The sequence below is a fragment of the Escherichia sp. E2748 genome, from assembly GCF_005781125.1.
Lineage (GTDB): Bacteria > Pseudomonadota > Gammaproteobacteria > Enterobacterales > Enterobacteriaceae > Escherichia.
Genome location: NZ_VATP01000047.1, coordinates 15,553 through 34,144, shown reverse-complemented (window position 1 = coordinate 34,144; position 18,592 = coordinate 15,553). Strand labels below are relative to the sequence as shown.

General features: G+C 43.1%; 15 protein-coding genes and 1 pseudogene. 5 read left to right on the top strand and 11 right to left on the bottom strand.

Annotated features, from left to right (window positions below):
• A pseudogene (locus tag FEK42_RS22510) lies at window positions 1-599 on the bottom strand (flagellin FliC); the annotation flags it as partial.
• A 288-nt stretch (window positions 600-887) separates the two neighbouring features.
• Between FEK42_RS22510 and fliD the strand changes: the two are divergent.
• From fliD to FEK42_RS22490, 4 genes are all read left to right on the top strand, one after another.
• The gene (fliD, locus tag FEK42_RS22505; RefSeq protein ID WP_135491769.1) at window positions 888-2,375 is read left to right on the top strand and encodes a flagellar filament capping protein FliD; all 1,488 of its coding nucleotides are present in this window, start codon (window positions 888-890) and stop codon (window positions 2,373-2,375) included.
• Between the two features lie 52 nt (window positions 2,376-2,427).
• On the top strand, window positions 2,428-2,835 hold the full coding sequence (gene fliS, locus FEK42_RS22500; protein WP_130210263.1) for a flagellar export chaperone FliS: 408 nt from the start codon (window positions 2,428-2,430) through the stop codon (window positions 2,833-2,835).
• A 43-nt stretch (window positions 2,836-2,878) separates the two neighbouring features.
• Window positions 2,879-3,163, top strand: coding sequence for a flagellar protein FliT (locus FEK42_RS22495; protein WP_167852498.1), 285 nt, complete (start codon window positions 2,879-2,881; stop codon window positions 3,161-3,163).
• A 275-nt stretch (window positions 3,164-3,438) separates the two neighbouring features.
• On the top strand, window positions 3,439-4,653 hold the full coding sequence (locus FEK42_RS22490) for a sigma 54-interacting transcriptional regulator (protein WP_130210267.1): 1,215 nt from the start codon (window positions 3,439-3,441) through the stop codon (window positions 4,651-4,653).
• A 34-nt stretch (window positions 4,654-4,687) separates the two neighbouring features.
• Here FEK42_RS22490 and FEK42_RS22485 read toward each other — a convergent pair whose 3' ends face one another.
• Both FEK42_RS22485 and megL read right to left on the bottom strand, forming a co-directional pair.
• Complete coding sequence (locus tag FEK42_RS22485) at window positions 4,688-5,986, bottom strand: aromatic amino acid transport family protein (RefSeq protein WP_138211981.1); 1,299 nt, start codon at window positions 5,984-5,986, stop codon at window positions 4,688-4,690.
• 74 nt (window positions 5,987-6,060) lie between these two features.
• A complete protein-coding gene (megL, locus tag FEK42_RS22480; RefSeq protein WP_130210271.1) occupies window positions 6,061-7,263 on the bottom strand; it encodes a methionine gamma-lyase in 1,203 nt (400 codons plus the stop codon).
• Window positions 7,264-7,612: 349 nt separating this feature from the next.
• Between megL and FEK42_RS22475 the strand changes: the two genes are divergently transcribed.
• Window positions 7,613-7,906: a type II toxin-antitoxin system YoeB family toxin gene (locus tag FEK42_RS22475; RefSeq protein WP_130210273.1), complete on the top strand. Its 294-nt coding sequence runs from the start codon at window positions 7,613-7,615 to the stop codon at window positions 7,904-7,906.
• A gap of 43 nt (window positions 7,907-7,949) precedes the next feature.
• Here the strand turns inward: FEK42_RS22475 and FEK42_RS22830 are convergent, their stop codons facing one another.
• From FEK42_RS22830 to FEK42_RS22440, 8 genes are all read right to left on the bottom strand, one after another.
• The gene (locus FEK42_RS22830) at window positions 7,950-8,117 is read right to left on the bottom strand and encodes a hypothetical protein (protein WP_167852497.1); all 168 of its coding nucleotides are present in this window, start codon (window positions 8,115-8,117) and stop codon (window positions 7,950-7,952) included.
• A gap of 88 nt (window positions 8,118-8,205) precedes the next feature.
• Window positions 8,206-9,339 (bottom strand): glycosyltransferase family 4 protein, encoded by a 1,134-nt coding sequence (locus FEK42_RS22470; protein WP_130261390.1) that lies wholly within the window; start codon window positions 9,337-9,339, stop codon window positions 8,206-8,208.
• A gap of 81 nt (window positions 9,340-9,420) precedes the next feature.
• Window positions 9,421-12,126 carry an autotransporter outer membrane beta-barrel domain-containing protein gene (locus FEK42_RS22465; RefSeq protein ID WP_135491767.1) on the bottom strand — a complete coding sequence of 902 codons (2,706 nt, stop codon included), beginning with the start codon at window positions 12,124-12,126 and terminating at the stop codon, window positions 9,421-9,423.
• Window positions 12,127-12,577: 451 nt separating this feature from the next.
• Window positions 12,578-13,726 (bottom strand): MFS transporter, encoded by a 1,149-nt coding sequence (locus tag FEK42_RS22460; protein ID WP_135491766.1) that lies wholly within the window; start codon window positions 13,724-13,726, stop codon window positions 12,578-12,580.
• Window positions 13,727-13,769: 43 nt separating this feature from the next.
• Window positions 13,770-14,468: an HAD family phosphatase gene (locus FEK42_RS22455; protein ID WP_240725569.1), complete on the bottom strand. Its 699-nt coding sequence runs from the start codon at window positions 14,466-14,468 to the stop codon at window positions 13,770-13,772.
• A 40-nt stretch (window positions 14,469-14,508) separates the two neighbouring features.
• Window positions 14,509-16,857, bottom strand: coding sequence for a carbamoyltransferase HypF (hypF, locus tag FEK42_RS22450; RefSeq protein WP_130210281.1), 2,349 nt, complete (start codon window positions 16,855-16,857; stop codon window positions 14,509-14,511).
• Window positions 16,832-17,896: a hydrogenase expression/formation protein HypE gene (gene hypE / locus FEK42_RS22445; protein ID WP_240725571.1), complete on the bottom strand. Its 1,065-nt coding sequence runs from the start codon at window positions 17,894-17,896 to the stop codon at window positions 16,832-16,834. Before hypE ends, hypF begins: the two co-directional genes overlap by 26 nt.
• Complete coding sequence (locus FEK42_RS22440) at window positions 17,893-18,492, bottom strand: cysteine hydrolase (protein WP_130210283.1); 600 nt, start codon at window positions 18,490-18,492, stop codon at window positions 17,893-17,895. The genes hypE and FEK42_RS22440 overlap by 4 nt, the downstream gene beginning before the upstream one ends.
• Window positions 18,493-18,592: the final 100 nt, after the last annotated feature.

The following is an 18,592-nucleotide window of genomic DNA, read 5'->3' as shown; positions in this document are numbered from 1 at the left end:
TCATACTTATAGCCTTCATCAACATTCACATTAGCGCCTGTTGTATTCAGGGTTGCGGCATTAATACCGCCAGCCACGTTGAAATCAGTCATCCCGAGGGTGCCGGCATCCATCTTGCTCAGATCGATACTGATAGTTTCGCTATCGTTAGAACCTACCTGAATAGACAGAGACTGATCCTGGCTGAGAACTTTAACGCCGTTAAATTCAGTCTGATTGGAGATGCGGTCGATTTCATCCAGACGGGCATTGATTTCGTCCTGGATGGACTGACGGTCAGAATCGGAGTTAGTGCCGTTCTGCGCCTGAACAGTCAGACGACGGATGTTCTGCAGGTTGTCGTTCACTTCGTTCAGCGCACCTTCAGTGGTCTGAGCGATGGAGATACCGTCGTTAGCGTTGCGGGAAGCCTGAGTCAGACCAGAGATGCTGGCGGTGAAACGGTTGCTGATAGCCTGGCCAGCAGCATCGTCTTTTGCGCTGTTAATACGCAGACCAGAAGACAGGCGTTGGATCGCAGTGCCGAGAGTGGACTGAGATTTGTTCAGGTTGTTCTGTGCAACCAGGCTCAGTGCGTTGGTATTAATGACCTGTGACATGATATATCCTCAATTAAAACCTGGCGGTGCGATCCGCCCGGAATAGAATTTAAACTGAATATGCGTTGTAACTCCGCATACCACAGATATCGGCGTGGAAATAAAGTGGCTAAAGCGAATGAGATAAAAAAAGTAAAAATAGGGCGGAAATGTAAGAGGACAAATTAAAGAAAGCGAATAATTTCATTCTTCGGATTGTTGAAAAAAAGTTAAATATTTATCCAGTCTGTTTTTATGCCGATATAGGGAAGAGATTCTTAAAAATCACAACCCCTCAGGAGAAACAACATGGGTATATCATCACTGGGAATCGGTTCAGGGATCGATACCGCATCAATGCTGGAGCAACTTAAAGCCAGCGAACAGCAGCGCCTGACGCCCTATACCAGTCTTCAGAATAGCTATAAATTGAAGATTTCAGCCTGGGGATCTATCTCCAACCTATTGTCTACGCTGCAAAAATCGGTGAAATCATTAGGTGGTGATGCATTCAATACCCTGAAAGTGAGTAGCAACAAAGCCTTTACTGCGACGGCGAGCACGGGTGCGCTGGCGGATACTCATGAAATTACTGTGGAACAACTGGCATCTGCCCATAAACTGAAAACGGCACTCCAGACCAGTGCTGACACCCCCCTGGGGAGTACAACTGGCAGCGGCACCAGAAAGATCACCATCACGCAAAAAGACGGAAAAACCACCGAAGTTGAACTTAAAGACGATGAAACGTCGTTAAACAGCATCGCCAAGGCTATCAACAAGCAAAATGGTGATGTTAGTGCCAGCGTTCAGCCTACAGGCAACGGTTATCAACTGGTTCTGAGTTCTAAAACAACCGGCAGCGACGGTGAAATGAGCGTTAAGGTCGACGGCGATCAGAATCTTGCGGACATCTTGGACACGTCAGCGGGCGGTCAGCATCCAAATGGTGTTGCGGGCGATCCTGGTGCAGCTGACAAGATGATTTCGGTTTCGGATGCTAAAGATGCCAAATTGTCTGTTGATGGTACTGATTTTACTCGTTCCAGTAACAACATTACTGACATCATTAACGGTGTGACGCTGAATCTGAATGCCGTTTCTGAAGCAGATAAAAATGATCCGACCAAATTACAATCTGAGCAGTTGACATTAACGGCTGATACGTCTGCTATTAAAACTCACCTTCAGGATTTTGTTAAGCAATACAATGCACTGCTGTCAGCAACAACTACATTCAGTAAGTACGTCAAGAATGATACCTCCGGTCTGAGTGATGATGATGTCGCAACGCCCAGTTCCAAGAGCGGGGCGCTGATGGGCGATTCCACGCTGCGCGGAATGGTCAGTCAAATTCGCTCTACGGTAAACGGCGTTTATGGTGATTCTGGCGCTGATTATGGTTCATTAGCCGATCTGGGCATCAAAATTGATGCCGCAACCGGTCAGATGACACTGGATGAGGACAAGCTGGACAACGCGATTGCCGATGATCCGGATCAGATCGCCAATATGTTTATGGGTCATGGCAGTAATGAAGGCATGGCGACTACGTTGGGGAATATCATCAGTAGCTATATTGGTACTGGTAGCGATGATAAAACCGGGCTTATCAAGACCACCACTGACGGCCTTGATTCACAAAACAAGGTGGTTCAGCAGCAAATTGATAAGACCCAGAAACTGATCGATGCTCAGGTTGAGCGTTATCGCATCCAGTTCCAGAATCTGGATACCGCGATGTCAAAAATGAACAGCATGAACTCGCAATTAACCTCTCTTTTATCAACGATTTAATAAGAGTAAAGGCTGACGGAGCGTGACTCCGCCAGCCCCGCAGGAGTCTGATATGTACACTTCACAGGGCGCAGAAGCCTACAAACAAGTTTCGCTACAGAGCAAACTGGCAGGAGCAACCCCACATCAGCTTATTTCTATGCTGTTTGATGGAATTCATAGCGCAATCCAGAAAGCAATTATCTATTTTGAACAGGGTAATATTCCTCGCCGCGGGGAGATGATCTCTAAAGCAATCAATATTATTGATAATGGTTTGCGGGCATCGCTTGATCATGAGAAAGGTCTGCATATTGCAGGCGAACTCGAACAACTTTATGAGTATATGTCACGGACATTGTTTCAGGCTAACCGAACGAACGACCCTGAATTACTGAAGCATGTCGATCAACTATTAATGCGGCTTGCAGAAACCTGGGAAGAAATTGACCCACAGCAAACCCGGGGGAGACGTGGTTAATTTGATTTCACATTATGATAATTTGTTCGACATGAACCAGTCGATGTTAACGATGGTGCGTGAAGAAAAATGGGATGCCTTTTTAGCGCTGCTGGATATATTTCTGGCGAAAGCGGAAGACTTAATTACGGGCACCAGTGGATTAACGCTGTCAGAAATTGAGCGTGAACGCATCAAAAGTCTGGTTCGTGAGCTTATGAACGGTACAGAGGAGTTGATCCGTAAAGTCAATATCAGGCTCGAAACGCTCAAGCAAAATATGACATCTTTGCATCAAGGTTCAAAAGTTAGTCAGATGTATACGTTTTTTGACGCGGTAAAACGCTAATTAGCATTGGTTATACTGCATTCCCTGGGCAGCAAATGAGCTGTACCAGCGTTGGTTAATGTCCATTGGAGTCATGGGCATTAACAATATCATCTATTCTCAATAGTTTATCTATCATATTTCCTATTTCCAGTTTCCGATGCTACGCGACACATATTCCCTTAACGTTGTTCTTCATTGAGATTTTCCTCAACTCTGTGATGCCTTTGGCAGAACATCCTCCTCCTTGCAGTAAAATGCCTGTCGATGTGTTCAAAAAATGCAATGGAGCTTATGTGTTTACGATACGCTGGAATATAAAAACCATTGACCGTATTTCAATGATAGAAGACGTTTTAAAAGAATTTTCATTTTATAAATTTAATATTATTTCAATGAAAGTGACAGCCGGACGCATTCTTATTAAATCAATGTGTCGTCATACAGGGGATATCAATAGTGTGGTGACACGGTTAAGTCATCATCCAGACATTATTAATATTGAGCATTTTAGTACCGATAGTGGAATCACCTCTCATAGATCAGTAAAACCGAGCGAATATTTTACTGATATGATTGGTGAAAGCCCGCAAATGCAATCGCTTATAGAAAAAGCGATAAAGTTTTCGGAAAGTCGTTTTACCGTATTGATTCGCGGTGAAACGGGAACAGGGAAAGAGTTGCTGGCGCGTGCTATTCATAATTGTGGGCCACGACGTTTACACGCTTTTATTCCGGTAAACTGTTCGACAATCCCTGAAGAACTGATGGAAAGCGAGTTCTTTGGTTACGAGAAAGGCGCGTTCACCGGGGCCGATGGCAAAGGGAAGAAAGGATTGTTTGAAATGGCGGATAAAGGAACGCTGTTTCTTGATGAGTTTGGCGAAATGCCACTAAGTATGCAGGCAAAACTACTGCGCGTTTTGCAGGATAGTTGTATCCGCCGTATAGGCAGTTCTCAGGTTGTTTCTTTTGATACTCGGGTTATCGTAGCCACTAATGCGAACCTGGAAGAGATGATGTTGAATCGTGAGTTACGTGCCGATCTCTACTACCGAATCAATATTCTTTCGTTAACAATCCCGCCGCTTCGCCAGCATCCACAAGATATTACGTTATTAATTGATCATTTTCTGCAAAAGCATTGTTGCGAGTTTAAGCGGGCATTGGTTTTTGATAAAAATAGTCTGGAATTTTTGCAGCATTACGCATGGCCGGGCAACATCAGGGAACTGGAGAATATTATTATCCGTTTGATGCATATGTCGGACAGTGGAATAGTAACAATGGACGAAATGAAATGGATGAATTCTCTATGCCGGGAGAATCAGCAAAGGCACAGTGGGAATATAGGGCCTTTAAAAGAACAAGTTCGCTTGACTGAACGAAAAATTATCGAAAAGATGTTAGATGATAATGTCTCTGCGCGTGGTATCGCTAAAGTGCTTGGTGTCTCGCATACTACCGTTTTGAATAAAATACGCAGCTACCAGCAGGATATGGTTTATTAATGCCCCCATCTAAAACATGGGGGCGTCCCAAATACTACTCGATGAGTTTCAGCAGCGGTGAGAGACAGAGTAAAATACCGTAGATAAAAATAAGCCAGCTTCTGACCCCGCGCAGGTTTTCTAGCGCTTTGACACTGTAAATTAAGAAAACAGGGATCAGACAAGAGACGATACCGTATAGTGGACTACCAAGCTGGAAAAACACCAGGACGGATACACGAAACGAAACCCAGACAACCAGTGTAGCAACAATAAAAATCCCTATTCCTGTTGTGAGCATCTGCGGGCTGACTTTCTCAACATTAATTACCCGACTTAAAATATTGAGTACAATTCCTTTCAATGCTTCATGAAAACCAAGATATATACCAAAAAAAGCCGTCAGAACTGCAAATATATTTAATATTGTCGAAGCAAGATGAATAATTTCTCCCGGTATCACTTGCGTTGCCAGCGCCAGGGCGGAAATATTCTGCTCAAATGCGGAAACCGCTTCTTCATGGCTGATGGAAAAAGTAAATGAGAATGAAAAAAATAATATGATGGTTATCAGCGTAATGTAACTGATTCGATGGGTGCGGATTGCCATTCTGGTGGCCATAACCCGGTCTCTTTCTCTTTTTCGATAGGCAATATTCATCGGATTCAACACCTGAATAAAGACGGCTGAGAAAAAACAAAACGGGATGGTGAGCAGAACGTCGCGAAAAAAATCACTCATTGGCGGGAATGCACTAACATTATTAAATTTCCAGTGAGGGATCATGATAAAACCGAGAATAATAATAATTCCCACTTTGATGATTACCATTGGTCCGGAAATTTTAAATAATATTTTTTCACCACGAGAGGCAATGGCCACTAAAACAGAAAAGACAATGATCTTATAGATAACGGATTGTGACAAGTCGCTATCGGTTAAACCAAAATGCCTGATGTACGAAGCGCTGTCAAAAATGACGGAAAGAGAGTAGATGAATATCCCATGGACAATCATCAAAAAATAAATAACACCTAAAAAAATTCCCCAGTTTTTCCCCAGGTAGTGGCTTATAATATCAGTATAATCGTTGCAGGTTTCACTTTTAGAAAGTGTTTTAAGATACATATCCTGCACAATATAAGTTGCAGGGTAAGCAATAATAAATGCTGTAATGAAAACCCATATCCCTTTTAAACCGATCTGCACCGGCATTAAAACAGTACCTGCGCCAATTGCCATGCCAATGCATAATAAGACCCAACCAAAGTCATAGCGTGTAAAGGGGAGTTTATTGGTGAGTGTGTGAGAAATATTTACATAATTATCCGCTTGTTGCGTGCTGATTTGCATAATGTGCCTCCATCCCAATCCCTCTGCCAATAAGACAGAGGGCAGGCGTTGATATTTTATATGCTGTTGAAAAATTAATTTCCGGCGATGGCTGTTGCGATTGCCTGCTGAAGGTCCTCAATAATATCGTCAGGATCTTCCAGACCTACAGAAAGCCGAATCATTCCATCAGTAATTCCTGCTTTTAATCGTTCTTCTGGCGGTACAGGAGAGTGGGTCATCGATGCCGGATGTTGGATCAGCGTTTCGGTATCCCCAAGACTTACCGCCAGCAAACATAAATTGACCGCGTTAATCATCCGTCTGCCAGAATCAAATCCTCCGGCTATTTCGAAACTGATGACACCGCCGGGTAAAGTCATTTGTCGCTTATATAAATCGTACTGAGGGTGAGCCAGTAATCCAGGATAATAGACATGGGTAATTGTTGGATGGCTTTCAAGGAACTGCGCAATTTTCATGGCGTTGCTGGAGTGACGTTCCATCCTGACGCCGAGAGTTTTAACGCCACGCAAGGTCAGCCAGGCATTAAACGGACTCATACATCCGCCTGTAATATCCTTAAGTCCAACGTAACGCGCCTGGTCGATAAAGTCTTTTTTACCAACAATAACACCGCCAATTACATCGCCGTGACCGTTAATGTATTTAGTGACACTATGTACAACAATATCCGCCCCCAGACGTAATGGTTGTTGACCGTAAGGCGACATAAAGGTGTTATCGACAATTAACAGCGCGCCGTGCTGATGCGCGATACCCGCGACCATTTCGATATCGACCAGTGTCAGTGTTGGATTGGCTGGGGTTTCGATATAAATAACCTTCGTTTCTGGCCGTATTGCTGCTTTTAGTTCAGCAATGTTGGTTGCGTCGACAAAGCTTGTGGTAATTCCAAATTTCGGCATGCTGTGGGAAAGAAAAGCGTGCGTGCAACCATAAATTGCATTGGCAGAGACAATATGATCGCCTTGCTGACACAGAGTCAGCAGGGCTGTCGTAATTGCTGAAATTCCAGAAGCGGTCGCCAGCGCGGCTTCACCGTCTTCAAGGACGGCCATTTTTTGCTCAAGGGCATCTGTGGTGGGGTTACCCAGGCGAGTATAAATATAACCTGGTTCTTCCAGTGCAAAACGTGCAGCGCCTTGTTCAGCATTATCAAAGACAAATGTTGATGTCTGGAAAATTGGCGTGCTGAGTGATCCTGTAGAGGGGTCCGGGTGTTGTCCTGCGTGTACAATTTTGGTATCGAATCGATAATTGCGGTTATTAGACATACTCTTTCCTTAATTTTATAAACGACTCGCTAATGACTTAGCAATTGCTATGCCAGATAAATAAGCGTGTATATTCAATTCATTAGTATTTTTACACTGTCGTTTATGTTCGGAATATTTCCAGTCTGGAAATAAAGTTGCCACTATTAACGGAAACAATAGTTACAACATACAAATATTTGTCGAAATCTCCGCACTCTTTAAACTCCAGATACTAAAATGTCACTATGTAATACCTTATCGTTCAATCAAAACAATTGTTGTTCTAACCGACGAAGAGTTAGTTAGGCTAAATGTTGTAATGAGCAGCGCAGCTCACCATGGGCAGCTTTCAAGGAGATGAGAGTTTATGTATTACAATTTTGATGATCGTGAACAAAGAACCAGATATCGCCAAAACAAACATATCGAAGTACCGCAAGCCGCTATGAGAAAATATTATGAATGGCGTCGTCTTGTCAGGGACTATGGGCACGATCCAAAAACAGCGGCAAAATCTGTTTCGGATGCAAATTGTGAAAAACTTCACGGTGTTACTGATACTTATTCATTTCGGATAAATCAAGAGCATAGGGTTGTATTCATCAAGCGAGGTAATGATATAACAGTTCTTTCCGTAGGCGGCCATTACGTTCGTCAGTAAGTAAAGACAGGTGTTATGGTAGACCTGTATAACTGCCGTCATGTTAAAGGTGATCGCTCAGGTGGTCACCGAACTCAATAATAAAACGGATCATCATCAACAGCCAGTGCTGGAACGACATACTCAATTTAAGGGTATCGTTGTTGAGTACCAGGTAAATGAGTTTTTTACTTGGTACAGTACAAGATAAGTAACCGTGGCAACTTGTCATTGACCGCCTCTGACCCACAATCAAGTCTGGGTCAAGTATTTATGCTGTAAGAAAAACAGCGTTTATGGGAATTTTGAATAAAAATAACTCACTGTCGTTCTTTCTGTAACGTCTTATGCAATTCCTGCCAAACGCTGATATATGACTCAGTCATCTTGCTTAACGTAAACTCCGGTCGATTAACACTATTACGGAATATCTGCGCCTTCTGGTCTTTACGTAATTGCTCGACATCCGAAAGATAAGTAATAATTCGCTTTTGGATCGCGGCGATTGTCGGTTCGCAAGCATATTCCGGCTGCATATAACTATCCATACCTAATCCTGGCGTGGCGATTAATGCGCAATTCGACAACAATGCTTCCAGACCAACAATACCGTAGCTTTCCTGCATACTTGGGAAAACGACGATATCAGTTTCCGCCAGCGCCCGTTTTTTCTCTTCCCCTTGCACAAAGGTTAAACCTTTAAAACCTTCTTTTTCCATATAATCGGGGATTTTTTCAGGTCCATAAACCCGGGCTTCTATGCGCTGCCGATAGGTTGGTGGAAGTGTATTGATGGCATCACGGAAAATCAGGAAATTCTTCACAATATCGGTAAAGCGACCAAAAAAGCTAATCACGACTTTGCCTTCAGGATGGGGAATTTTATCCGCCGGATAATCTGCGAAATCCACACCGATTGGAAACAGGTGAGGTGGAACGATATCCGCCGAGACATGCTGAATAACAGAGCGATGGGCCCAATCGCTATGAAGAACCACCGCGCCACTTTGCCGCACGGCGATCCTCTGCTCCCAGTAATGCTGCATTCCTTTTTGTGTCCGGGTCAGATAGTGTTGCATACCGATATAGCTGGAATGCAGCGTGAACTGAACGCGGTTTAGCTCAAAAAAGAACGGCAATAGCGGCGAGTTTTCATGTACCGAAATAATGTCAGGTTTGAACTCATTGAGGATCGGCTGAACTTTTTGCGCTGTACTCCAGGCCACGTTAAGACTGAGCGACTCCAGCGATGAATCGAGGGGTAAGGCCGGTTCTACTGCAATCTCATAATCAGCTAACTGAGAATGTGCTGTCTTTTGATTATTCAGATACAACACTTTAAAAGGATAATTACGCCGTTTTAATTCCGCCCAAAAGTGTTCATTAAAAAAACCAAGACCGCTAAACAGCACGTCCGGGGCTTCAGTTGTAACAATTAAAACTCGTGGTTGCATACCAAATCCTATTATCAAATGCAACGGATAGCCTGCCAGTCAATAAAAACCGCCAGGCTTCCATTTAACAATGGCTCTCCACTAGAAACGATATTTAATTCCTAATATAACCAGAGTATCGCTATAGCCACTGTCACCCATTTGCTGCGTGACGTTACCCCAAAGATCCAGGCGACGAGATAACTGGCCTTCAAGTCCCACTTTTACTTCGCCAATATTTTTGGTTCCATCAATACTATTCTTATAGCCATTCATGGTTGCACCAAAGTTATGAGTATTGTGGATCCAGTTGGCTTCGATAAATGGCTGGAATTTACGGTCTTTACCGTTATCAATAGCACTATGACCGTTGGCATAAGTACGAATACCAAGACGACTTTGAATATTGCCATCACCATCAAAGGAAACACGTGAACCACCACTACTTGAATGTTCAGTATGGTCATTGGCGCGAACGTTCATCCAGGTCAGTTGTCCCTTAGGTTGCAAATAATATTTCACACCGTCAGAGATTCGTTCCCCCAGTTTGAAGGTATAGCCAGCTTCAATTGATGCCGTAACACCCCGGGATTTATAGCTTTCCGTCGCCAACTGGTCACCTTTTACTTCATTATCAAACCAGTTATATAAAGCCCAGGCATCAACATAACTGCCTGTTTTATCATGCTCATTGGCATACCATGTGCCATACAATCCCGCACTGTACCCCGCCACAGAACCTGTGGATTTATATCCTGAATATTTTGACTCCGTATTGCTGTTTTGCCTGGCGAATCCGGCCATTACGCCCAAATGCCAACGGTCGAAACCATTGCTACTCCATTGTGCAATATCGCCACCTAGTTGAGAAACGTAACGATTCCCCTGATTTTTTAACTGGCCACTGCTATCACGAGAACGGTTATGACCGCCAACTTGGCGCAGCCACAAACTGGTCACCTTTTGCTCACCGGTCAGGGCATCAGTATATTGGGTTTCCCCCATACGATCGTGAAGGCGCATCAGGAACAGGCTATTGGCGGCCATATGGTTAAACATATAGCTCCCCGGTTCGGGTCGATTGATATTTTCAGGTTCAGGCTTCGGTTCTGGAGTTGGCGTAGGCTCGGGGTCAGGATCAGGTTCCGGGTTCGGTATAACCGGATCTTCAGGCGTGATAATCGGAAGCTGTGAACGCAGATACCAGTCACCATCCTGATTATTGACGCTATTTTTATGCAAATAGTATTCAAATGCACCGCCAACGACACGACCTTGCTGAATAAACTCACCGGAGGAATCACCGTTAACTTCAATAACTTTGATCCCTTCACTGGTTTTAGCTCCGGTTCCGCCAGAATTATTAATCAGCAGATAACTTTGTCCGGAGGTTGAGCCATTAATGATGACTCTGTCTGTAGGAGAACTGTCATCCCCAAGGTAAGTATCCAGCTCAACAGTGCCATTATTACCCACATAATCACCGTCGATAGTAAAACGATCACCTACGACGTTATTAGCGAGAATTAAACGGCCCTGGTTTTTGAAGGTGGGCAAATTCTGCAACAGCGCGCTGTTTGCGCTGCCATCGGCATTCGCGGTCAGTATAATTTGACCGAGGTTATTTAACTCAGTCGTTCCGCCACCAAAATCACTGGTTGCCACAGAAGCAACCGCATCCCGGACACCATCCCGATCGGAATCTGACCACTGACGAATATTCCAGACGCCCGTTGTGTCATTCACGATCTTATCCTGACCGCTGGTTAATTGAATAACACCAGTCATCGTTCCGGCATTGGTGATGCTGGTAGCCGCCCCAGTGTATTGGTATGTATTAATACCCGACGGATTATTAGTGTAGTTGAGATCATAATAATCATAGCCAGTTGTGCTAATCGCGACATCAGACAATGCTCCCAACGTTGCACCTTCATCAATCGTGATACTGGAAGTTGCTCCGCCGATGGTTTTAATCCCCGCACCTTCAGAGCCGCCATCAACTACACTACCTTCCTGTAAGTGAACATCAAACACACTCTGAGGATCGAGAATAATGTAGCCGCCGCTACTATAGGAATATTCAGGGCCGGTATCCTGTAAACGAATCGCATCTCCAACTTGAGAGCGAATAACGCCTGAGGTTGTCATCCGAGATTCCAGCGCCTGAGAATATATTGCGGCTGTATCTTTACTGGCACTCTGGTTAACAATTTGACTATCGGAATATTGCGTCACGGCCCCCAACGCTAATAGACCGCCGGATGCACCCGCCAGATAAACACTGGCGTGTTGGGTTCCACGAACGTTGGTTATATCAAAGATTATACCGCCGGAAGGCCCGGAGATGGGGGCCTGAGGTTCCTGCACATCAACATCGGAGATGTTTCCTGTATAGATATTGCCAGAGGTGCTCACTTCAATTTCGGTGTTGCTACGTCCTAATGCCTCAATACCCGTTGCATCCGAATGAATTGTTGTGCCAGCCTCTAAATGGATAACTGATTTATCCGTAGTCATATAATCAGTTTCGTATTGATAGGCTGGGGTACTAGTACGATTATTTATGTCAGTATGAATATGGATATTTATTTTGTTATCAGCATAGACACAGCTAGTTTCAGGTCTGGTACTGACATAATCACAAGAATCTGTGGCATGCGCGGTATTAAAAGCAAGAAAGATAGCACCTGCAACCAGGGTTTTGTTAAAGGGATTTTGACCTGCGTGATAGTATACATTCTGTAGCGCTATTTTAGGTTTTTCAACGCTCTCTTCTGAATAACAACAATTGTATCTATTATCCATAATAGCTCATCCTGATGAAATTTATCCATTTAATAAAACCGACGAGAGCAATACCACGCGCACGCATTTGGTTTAGGTTAAGAGTCTATACGTCCCATTAATTTTGTAAATAAGAAATATTGAACTTTTGGTTAAAATATCATTCATTGATAAAAAACAACATTTTCATACTCAAATAAACACGCATTCGGGACCAGAAAACGATAGTTATTATACAGATTTCAACTGGTTAAAGTGAAAATGGTTTAACAAACGGAATGATCGATTAATAAAATTGTTAGCGATATAATATAAGGATTTTTATAAACAATGCCAGGAAATTTCCGTGATTAATGCGGACAAATCACTCGTCTCTTTCGATTATTCAAAAAGTTAAAGAAGAAGATCTGTATCCTGAACAATGGCCAGAAAGGCCTCGAGAAGTCTAACCCTTTATCATCAACGAAAGTTTTTAATATTTGTTATTATTATTACGTAATAATGGTGCAAGCACAGCATTCATAACAAGTATAAAAGCCATTGCTATATATATCATTGGAAAACCGAATTGTTGTGCAAAAAAGCCTATTGGTGCTGGCGCCATTAATGTACCTAAATAACCGATGCTTGTAACAATACTTATTCCAGTACCTACAGCAATTCCAGACTGATGGCCTGCGGATGAAAAGATGACAGGAACAATATTGGCAATACCACCGCCAGCCAGAGAAAAAGCCAGAATTGCCTGCCACGGCGACGGTGACAGGGCTGCTGTTAGCATACCGGCTGCTGCCAGGATACTGGATACACGAAGAGTTTTCACGGGTCCATAACTATCACGTATCACATCACCAACGAATCGAACCATTGACATAGTGCATGCAAAAAAAGCAAAAGCAAGGCTGGCTATTTCTATATTAGCATTAAGGTTTTTCATTAGATAACGTGATGACCAGTCGACAACCGCACACTCTGGTATCATTCCAAGAAGAGCCATTATTCCTATAATATAGATTTTAGCCTGGCGGGGTAAACTCGATGATGATTTATTTTTCTGATTCTCTTGTGGATGATCATTAGTGATAAAATGAAGTGCTGTCAAAACCAGAAGAAAAGCGATCCCAGAAATTATAAAAATATGACCAAGGTATCCATAGTTTTTAACTGCATAACCACCTGTAAAACCCGATACAAATAAACCAATGCTCCATGAATAGTGGCACATTGACAGTATTGCGTAAGCTAATTTTCTTTCAACGATAACGGCATTTGCATTCATGGCCACATTCATCGAACCAATCATCGCGCCTAAGAGAAATAAAAAGAATACTAATGAAGAAATATTTTTTACAATGCCTACGGATATTAACGAAACAGATGCTAATACGGCAAATAATCGAACAACTTTTTGTGAGCCAAACCTTGAGATTAACATACCGGACAGAGGCATCATAAATAAAGCCCCCAAACCGAATGTCAAAATAAGTAGACCAATGGTTATATCATCGGCGCCAAAACGAGGAGCAAGCTGTGCTATCTGCACAGCCCATCCTCCTTGTATAAATCCGTTGACAAAAAATAGTACAGTAACGGCCCATCGGGATTTTTGTAGCCGTTCCATGAACATTACTCCTGCTGTGTTAGCTGTTTATCACTGTAATGAATTACTTACTATTTAATAAAACAGAGTGATCAGCACATAATTTAAGCATATAGCTATCTTCACTGTTTCTGATTAATTGTACATTTTTAAAATCAGGAATAATGACTTTTGCGCCTAATGGCATGAGCTCCTCATCGCCTACACCAACGCAATAACAACCCGCAGCAACTGCTGATGCAACGCCGCTTTTAGCATCCTCGAAGACAACTGCCTGACTTGCTGGAATACCCAGACGTTGTGTAGCAAGAAGATAGGGATCAGGGTGAGGTTTGCCACGGGTAACATCATCACGTTCTACAATAACGGATATGTAAGGCTCTGCATGAAGTAACTCTATGACTCTGTTAATTTTTTGCCTCCAGCCGCTGGTTACAATACCAACAGGAATGTCGGCCTCTCCCAAAGAAGCAATGAGGCTGGCAACGCCAGGTATAAGTTCACAGTCCGTCGTATTCTCTACATGAATAATATGTGCCTGAACTTTTTGCTGGTCGGATTCCGGGAGATCGCCAAATAATGTCCGGATAGTATAGGGGCCAGGATGTCCGTGAATATGCTTCTGTATATCTTCGTCGGTGAGATGACGTTCATACATCAGAGCCGCTTCACGCCATCCATTTTCAATAACCATCCGGGAATCAATCAGGACTCCGTCCATATCAAATAAAACAGCTGAAAATTTTTCTCCGTTTTTATTCACTCTATTCTCCTTCAATGATAATAAATATCTATATCTATATCTATATCTTCATACCGTTCGCTGCTACGACGACCTGTCCCAGCGATATGCATCCATCATTACCAGGTACCAGCTTATGGCAATATGGTTTAAAACCTCTTGATTCAAGTTCATCAAGAGTGTTAACCAGCAAGAATTCATTACAAAAAACGCCTCCGCTCAATACAATCTGGTCAGTTCCATAACGTTCAGAGAGGAGAGAGCACATTGTTGCTATAATATGCACAATGGTTGAGTGAAAACGTCGGCTAAGATCTTCCTGGTTGATGTTATTGACTAGTATGGACTGAACTAATTCTTTCACTAACGGACGATAATCAACACTTATATCACCATTGTGAATTTCATCGATTATATAGGTAAATGGTTCAATCATATGAAAATCTTTTTTTAGAAGCGCTTCCATTTCAATGGCGGCCTGTGCTTCATACTCAATCTCTGAACAAATTCCAATAAGTGCTGAAACACCATCGAAAAGACGCCCCATACTGGTAGTAATCGTTGTGTTAATTTTCCTTGTTACCATCCTGGTGAATACTTCACGGCGATTTTCAGATAAATCAAGAATAGCTGGTAAGTTGATATAACTCTCAACATTTTCACCATATGTTTCAACCAGCAATGATATTGCCATTCTAATAGGTTCTTTAACCGCTTTATCTCCTCCTGCTAATAACATTGGGCGTAAATGAGCAACACGCTCTACACTTTCGACGTTACCAAATAAAAATTCTCCGCCCCATATTGTTCCGTCAGAACCATACCCTGTACCATCGAAAATCACGCCAATGGTTTTACCTGAAAGACCATTTTCCGCCATACATGCGGCCATATGCGCATGGTGATGTTGGACCTGAATGACTTTGATCTCTGCATTTTCGAGGGCACTGCGAGTTGAACGAAAGGCCGGGTGTAAATCACAGACCAGAATATCGGCTTTTTTTATGGACAGTAACCCTTGCAGATGTTTTATACAGTCGAGATGAGATTTAAATGTTGTATCATTTTTTAAATCCCCAATATGTTGACTGATAAACACTTCTTTACCTTTCCCAATACTTATTGTGGTTTTCAGTTCGGCACCAAACGCCACAACATTTCCAACGGAATAAGGAAGGTGAACAGGGTAGGGAGCATAACCTCGTGAGCGACGCAAAAATGATATTTGTGAATCGGGGGTGTTTTTTCGCTTAATAACGCGAACAACGGAGTCATCTACTCTTGTACGAATATCGCGATTATTAAGTACAAAGTAGTCTGCAATTTTCCCTAGTTGTTCTATTGCATCATTATTATCAATGACAATAGGCTGTCCGGAAATATTTCCGCTGGTCATTATAACGGCCGGGAGTTCAGGATCAGCAAGTAACATATGTTGTACAGGCGTAGAAGGCAACATTACGCCCAAATTGGGGTTTTTGGGGGCCACCACTTCTGGCAACGTCTGAGAGCGTTTGCGCAAAAGAACGATAGGGCGAGGCCCGCTCTCAAGTAAAGAGATATCGTCAGGGGTCACAACTGCCCACCTGGCCGCGCTTTCACTGTCTGCAACCATAACAGCGAACGGTTTAGCATCACGTCGTTTACGGCGACGTAACTCTCGCACAGCATCGACATTGGATGCATCAACGACCAGATGAAAGCCGCCAAGACTCTTAATGGCAACAATAGCGCCTTCTTTTAGCCTGTCGATGGTAAAACGTATAATGTCACTGACTGAGATTGATACGCCATCTTTATCAGTTAACTGCAGTTGTGGTCCGCAAACAGGACACGCATTGGGTTGCGCATGATAACGGCGATCTTCAATATCATGATATTCCTTATTACATTGTGGACACATTATAAAAGATTGCATGGTCGTTTGTGCACGATCATAAGGCATTCCACAGATAATAGAATAACGCGGACCACAATTGGTACAATTTATAAAGGCATAACGATAACGATGATTGGACGGATCGTTCATTTCCCTCAGACAGTCTTTACATACATTTGAATCAGGGGGAACAATTGTATCCATATTGGATAAATTATTGCTTTTTCTGATATCAAAGCCTGAATAATACGGCGCTGGTTTTTCCAGTTCGACCTTATATATATCAGTGATCCGTGCCAGAGGCGGTGGCTGAGAGATCAGTTCATCAATTATGTTATTTATGGTCTGTGAAGATGCCTGCAGTTCAAGCAAAACACCTTCGGAATCATTAAGAACCCAACCGGTTGCACCATGCGTTCTGGCTAATCGATGAACAAAAGGTCTGAATCCTACTCCCTGGACAATGCCGCAAACTCGAAACCGGCAGGTGTCTTTTTTTTCAGAATCAACAGAGTCTTGGTAGTTCTGCACCGTAAAGTTCCTCAATAATAGTATGCGTTCCGTCAGATTCGACCATGCAGACTTCCGGCTGCGAGCCTGATTTAACCTCTCCAATAATCGCTGCCTTTTTACCAAAAGGATGAACGCGGAGTAATTCCAGAACATGCTCTGCCACATCTGGCTCAACAAACAGGCAAAGACATCCCTCATTGGCCAGATTAATGACATCCACACCTAACATATCAGCAGCCATAGCTGCCTCAGGCTGGACAGGCAACGCATCTTTATTAAAAACAATAGGGCATGAAGTGGCTCTGGCATATTCGTGCAATACTGCAGAAAGACCACCACGAGTAACGTCCCGCATGGAAGCTATTTTTCCTGTAGGAGTATTAAGCAAAATGTTTTCAATCATATGATTCAGCGGTGCACAGTCACTTAATATATTACGTTCAAACCCCAAACCTTCCCGAATCGATAAAAGATGAATAGAGTGATTCCCGATATAGCCACTCAGGATTATTTTCTGACCCGGCCTGACATGAGTTATCGAAACAGGAGGCCGCTCCAGCACGCCTATTCCGGCAGTATTGATAAAAAGCTGGTCAGCCTCGCCTTTTCCAACAACCTTGGTATCACCGGCAACAATTTTCACACCGGCTAAACGCGCTGTTTCACGAACGGATGCGATAATTTTTAATAAATCTGAGACAGGCATCCCGTCTTCAATGATCAGACTCAGCGTGAGATAAAGCGGGCGGGCTCCACTTACCGCCAGATCATTAACTGTGCCACACACGGCAATCTTACCAATATCGCCGTTGCCAAAGATAAGAGGAGTTACAACGAAAGAGTCGGTAGTGAAAGCAATTTTATTCGTTGGTAGATCCAACAAGGCGCTATCCTCCATCTCTCCCAGATAAGTTTCTTCCAATGTTTCTGAGATACGCTCAACCAGCTCTCTGCTTAATTTTGCACCTGTACCATGATCCAATATTATTGTTTCATTCAATGGCGCAAATAAATTCTCGCCAAGTTCGTTATCGGGCGTTGCTTCAGTCATTTTCATGCTGTTGTCCTTTCACCACGTTCAGGTAAATCACCAGTTTTCTCCAGTAACGACAGTATTTCAGTGGACGGGGCGACGGTTGCACAATATCCAGCAAGCCATTGAAGCGCTCTGTCGGTATCATCTGATGAGGGGGCAAAAACGCAGTCATCAGGAACCCAGACGTTATAACCACGGAAGAAGGCGTCTGCTGCTGTCGTCTGGACACATACGTGAGTTTGTAATCCGGTGACAATAACTGTTTTGACTCCAAGCTCCTGGAGTTTTTGATCTAATTGAGTTTCAAAGAAGCCACTATCCCTGCCTTTTACCACAATAAAATCTGATGGATGGTAAACGGTATTAATGATTTGATTGCTTGGTGTGCCCGCTATTGCTGGTATTCCAGCCGCGCGGTTTCGATATCGACGCTGAACAGCTGGGTCATCAGGATCATGAATAAGTTGCAGATGTATAACGGCTTGCCCCTGGTTTCTTACACCATCAAGAAATTTATTAAATGCTTTCAGCTTTTTATCAAGTTCTTGCGGGTCATTTGTTATTTTATAAGTAAATTCATATTGTAAATCATTTGTCAGAACAGCAATATTTGGCATCTTTATATCCTTATTAAATAATTTTAAATGTTAATAATTCATTCAGACATAAATGAAACACCCTGAAACTATCTGTACAGGGCTATGCCAGAAGATTAAA

What these genes read in the sequence shown, in the direction of transcription:
- fliD (WP_135491769.1), top strand. Translation starts at nt 888, where the DNA reads ATGGGTATATCATCACTGGGAATCGGTTCAGGGATCGATACCGCATCA.
- fliS (WP_130210263.1), top strand. Translation starts at nt 2,428, where the DNA reads ATGTACACTTCACAGGGCGCAGAAGCCTACAAACAAGTTTCGCTACAG.
- FEK42_RS22495 (WP_167852498.1), top strand. Translation starts at nt 2,879, where the DNA reads ATGTTAACGATGGTGCGTGAAGAAAAATGGGATGCCTTTTTAGCGCTG.
- FEK42_RS22485 (WP_138211981.1), bottom strand. Translation starts at nt 5,986, where the DNA reads ATGCAAATCAGCACGCAACAAGCGGATAATTATGTAAATATTTCTCAC.
- megL (WP_130210271.1), bottom strand. Translation starts at nt 7,263, where the DNA reads ATGTCTAATAACCGCAATTATCGATTCGATACCAAAATTGTACACGCA.
- FEK42_RS22475 (WP_130210273.1), top strand. Translation starts at nt 7,613, where the DNA reads ATGTATTACAATTTTGATGATCGTGAACAAAGAACCAGATATCGCCAA.
- FEK42_RS22830 (WP_167852497.1), bottom strand. Translation starts at nt 8,117, where the DNA reads ATGACAAGTTGCCACGGTTACTTATCTTGTACTGTACCAAGTAAAAAA.
- FEK42_RS22470 (WP_130261390.1), bottom strand. Translation starts at nt 9,339, where the DNA reads ATGCAACCACGAGTTTTAATTGTTACAACTGAAGCCCCGGACGTGCTG.
- FEK42_RS22465 (WP_135491767.1), bottom strand. Translation starts at nt 12,126, where the DNA reads ATGGATAATAGATACAATTGTTGTTATTCAGAAGAGAGCGTTGAAAAA.
- FEK42_RS22460 (WP_135491766.1), bottom strand. Translation starts at nt 13,726, where the DNA reads ATGGAACGGCTACAAAAATCCCGATGGGCCGTTACTGTACTATTTTTT.
- hypE (WP_240725571.1), bottom strand. Translation starts at nt 17,896, where the DNA reads ATGAAAATGACTGAAGCAACGCCCGATAACGAACTTGGCGAGAATTTA.
- FEK42_RS22440 (WP_130210283.1), bottom strand. Translation starts at nt 18,492, where the DNA reads ATGCCAAATATTGCTGTTCTGACAAATGATTTACAATATGAATTTACT.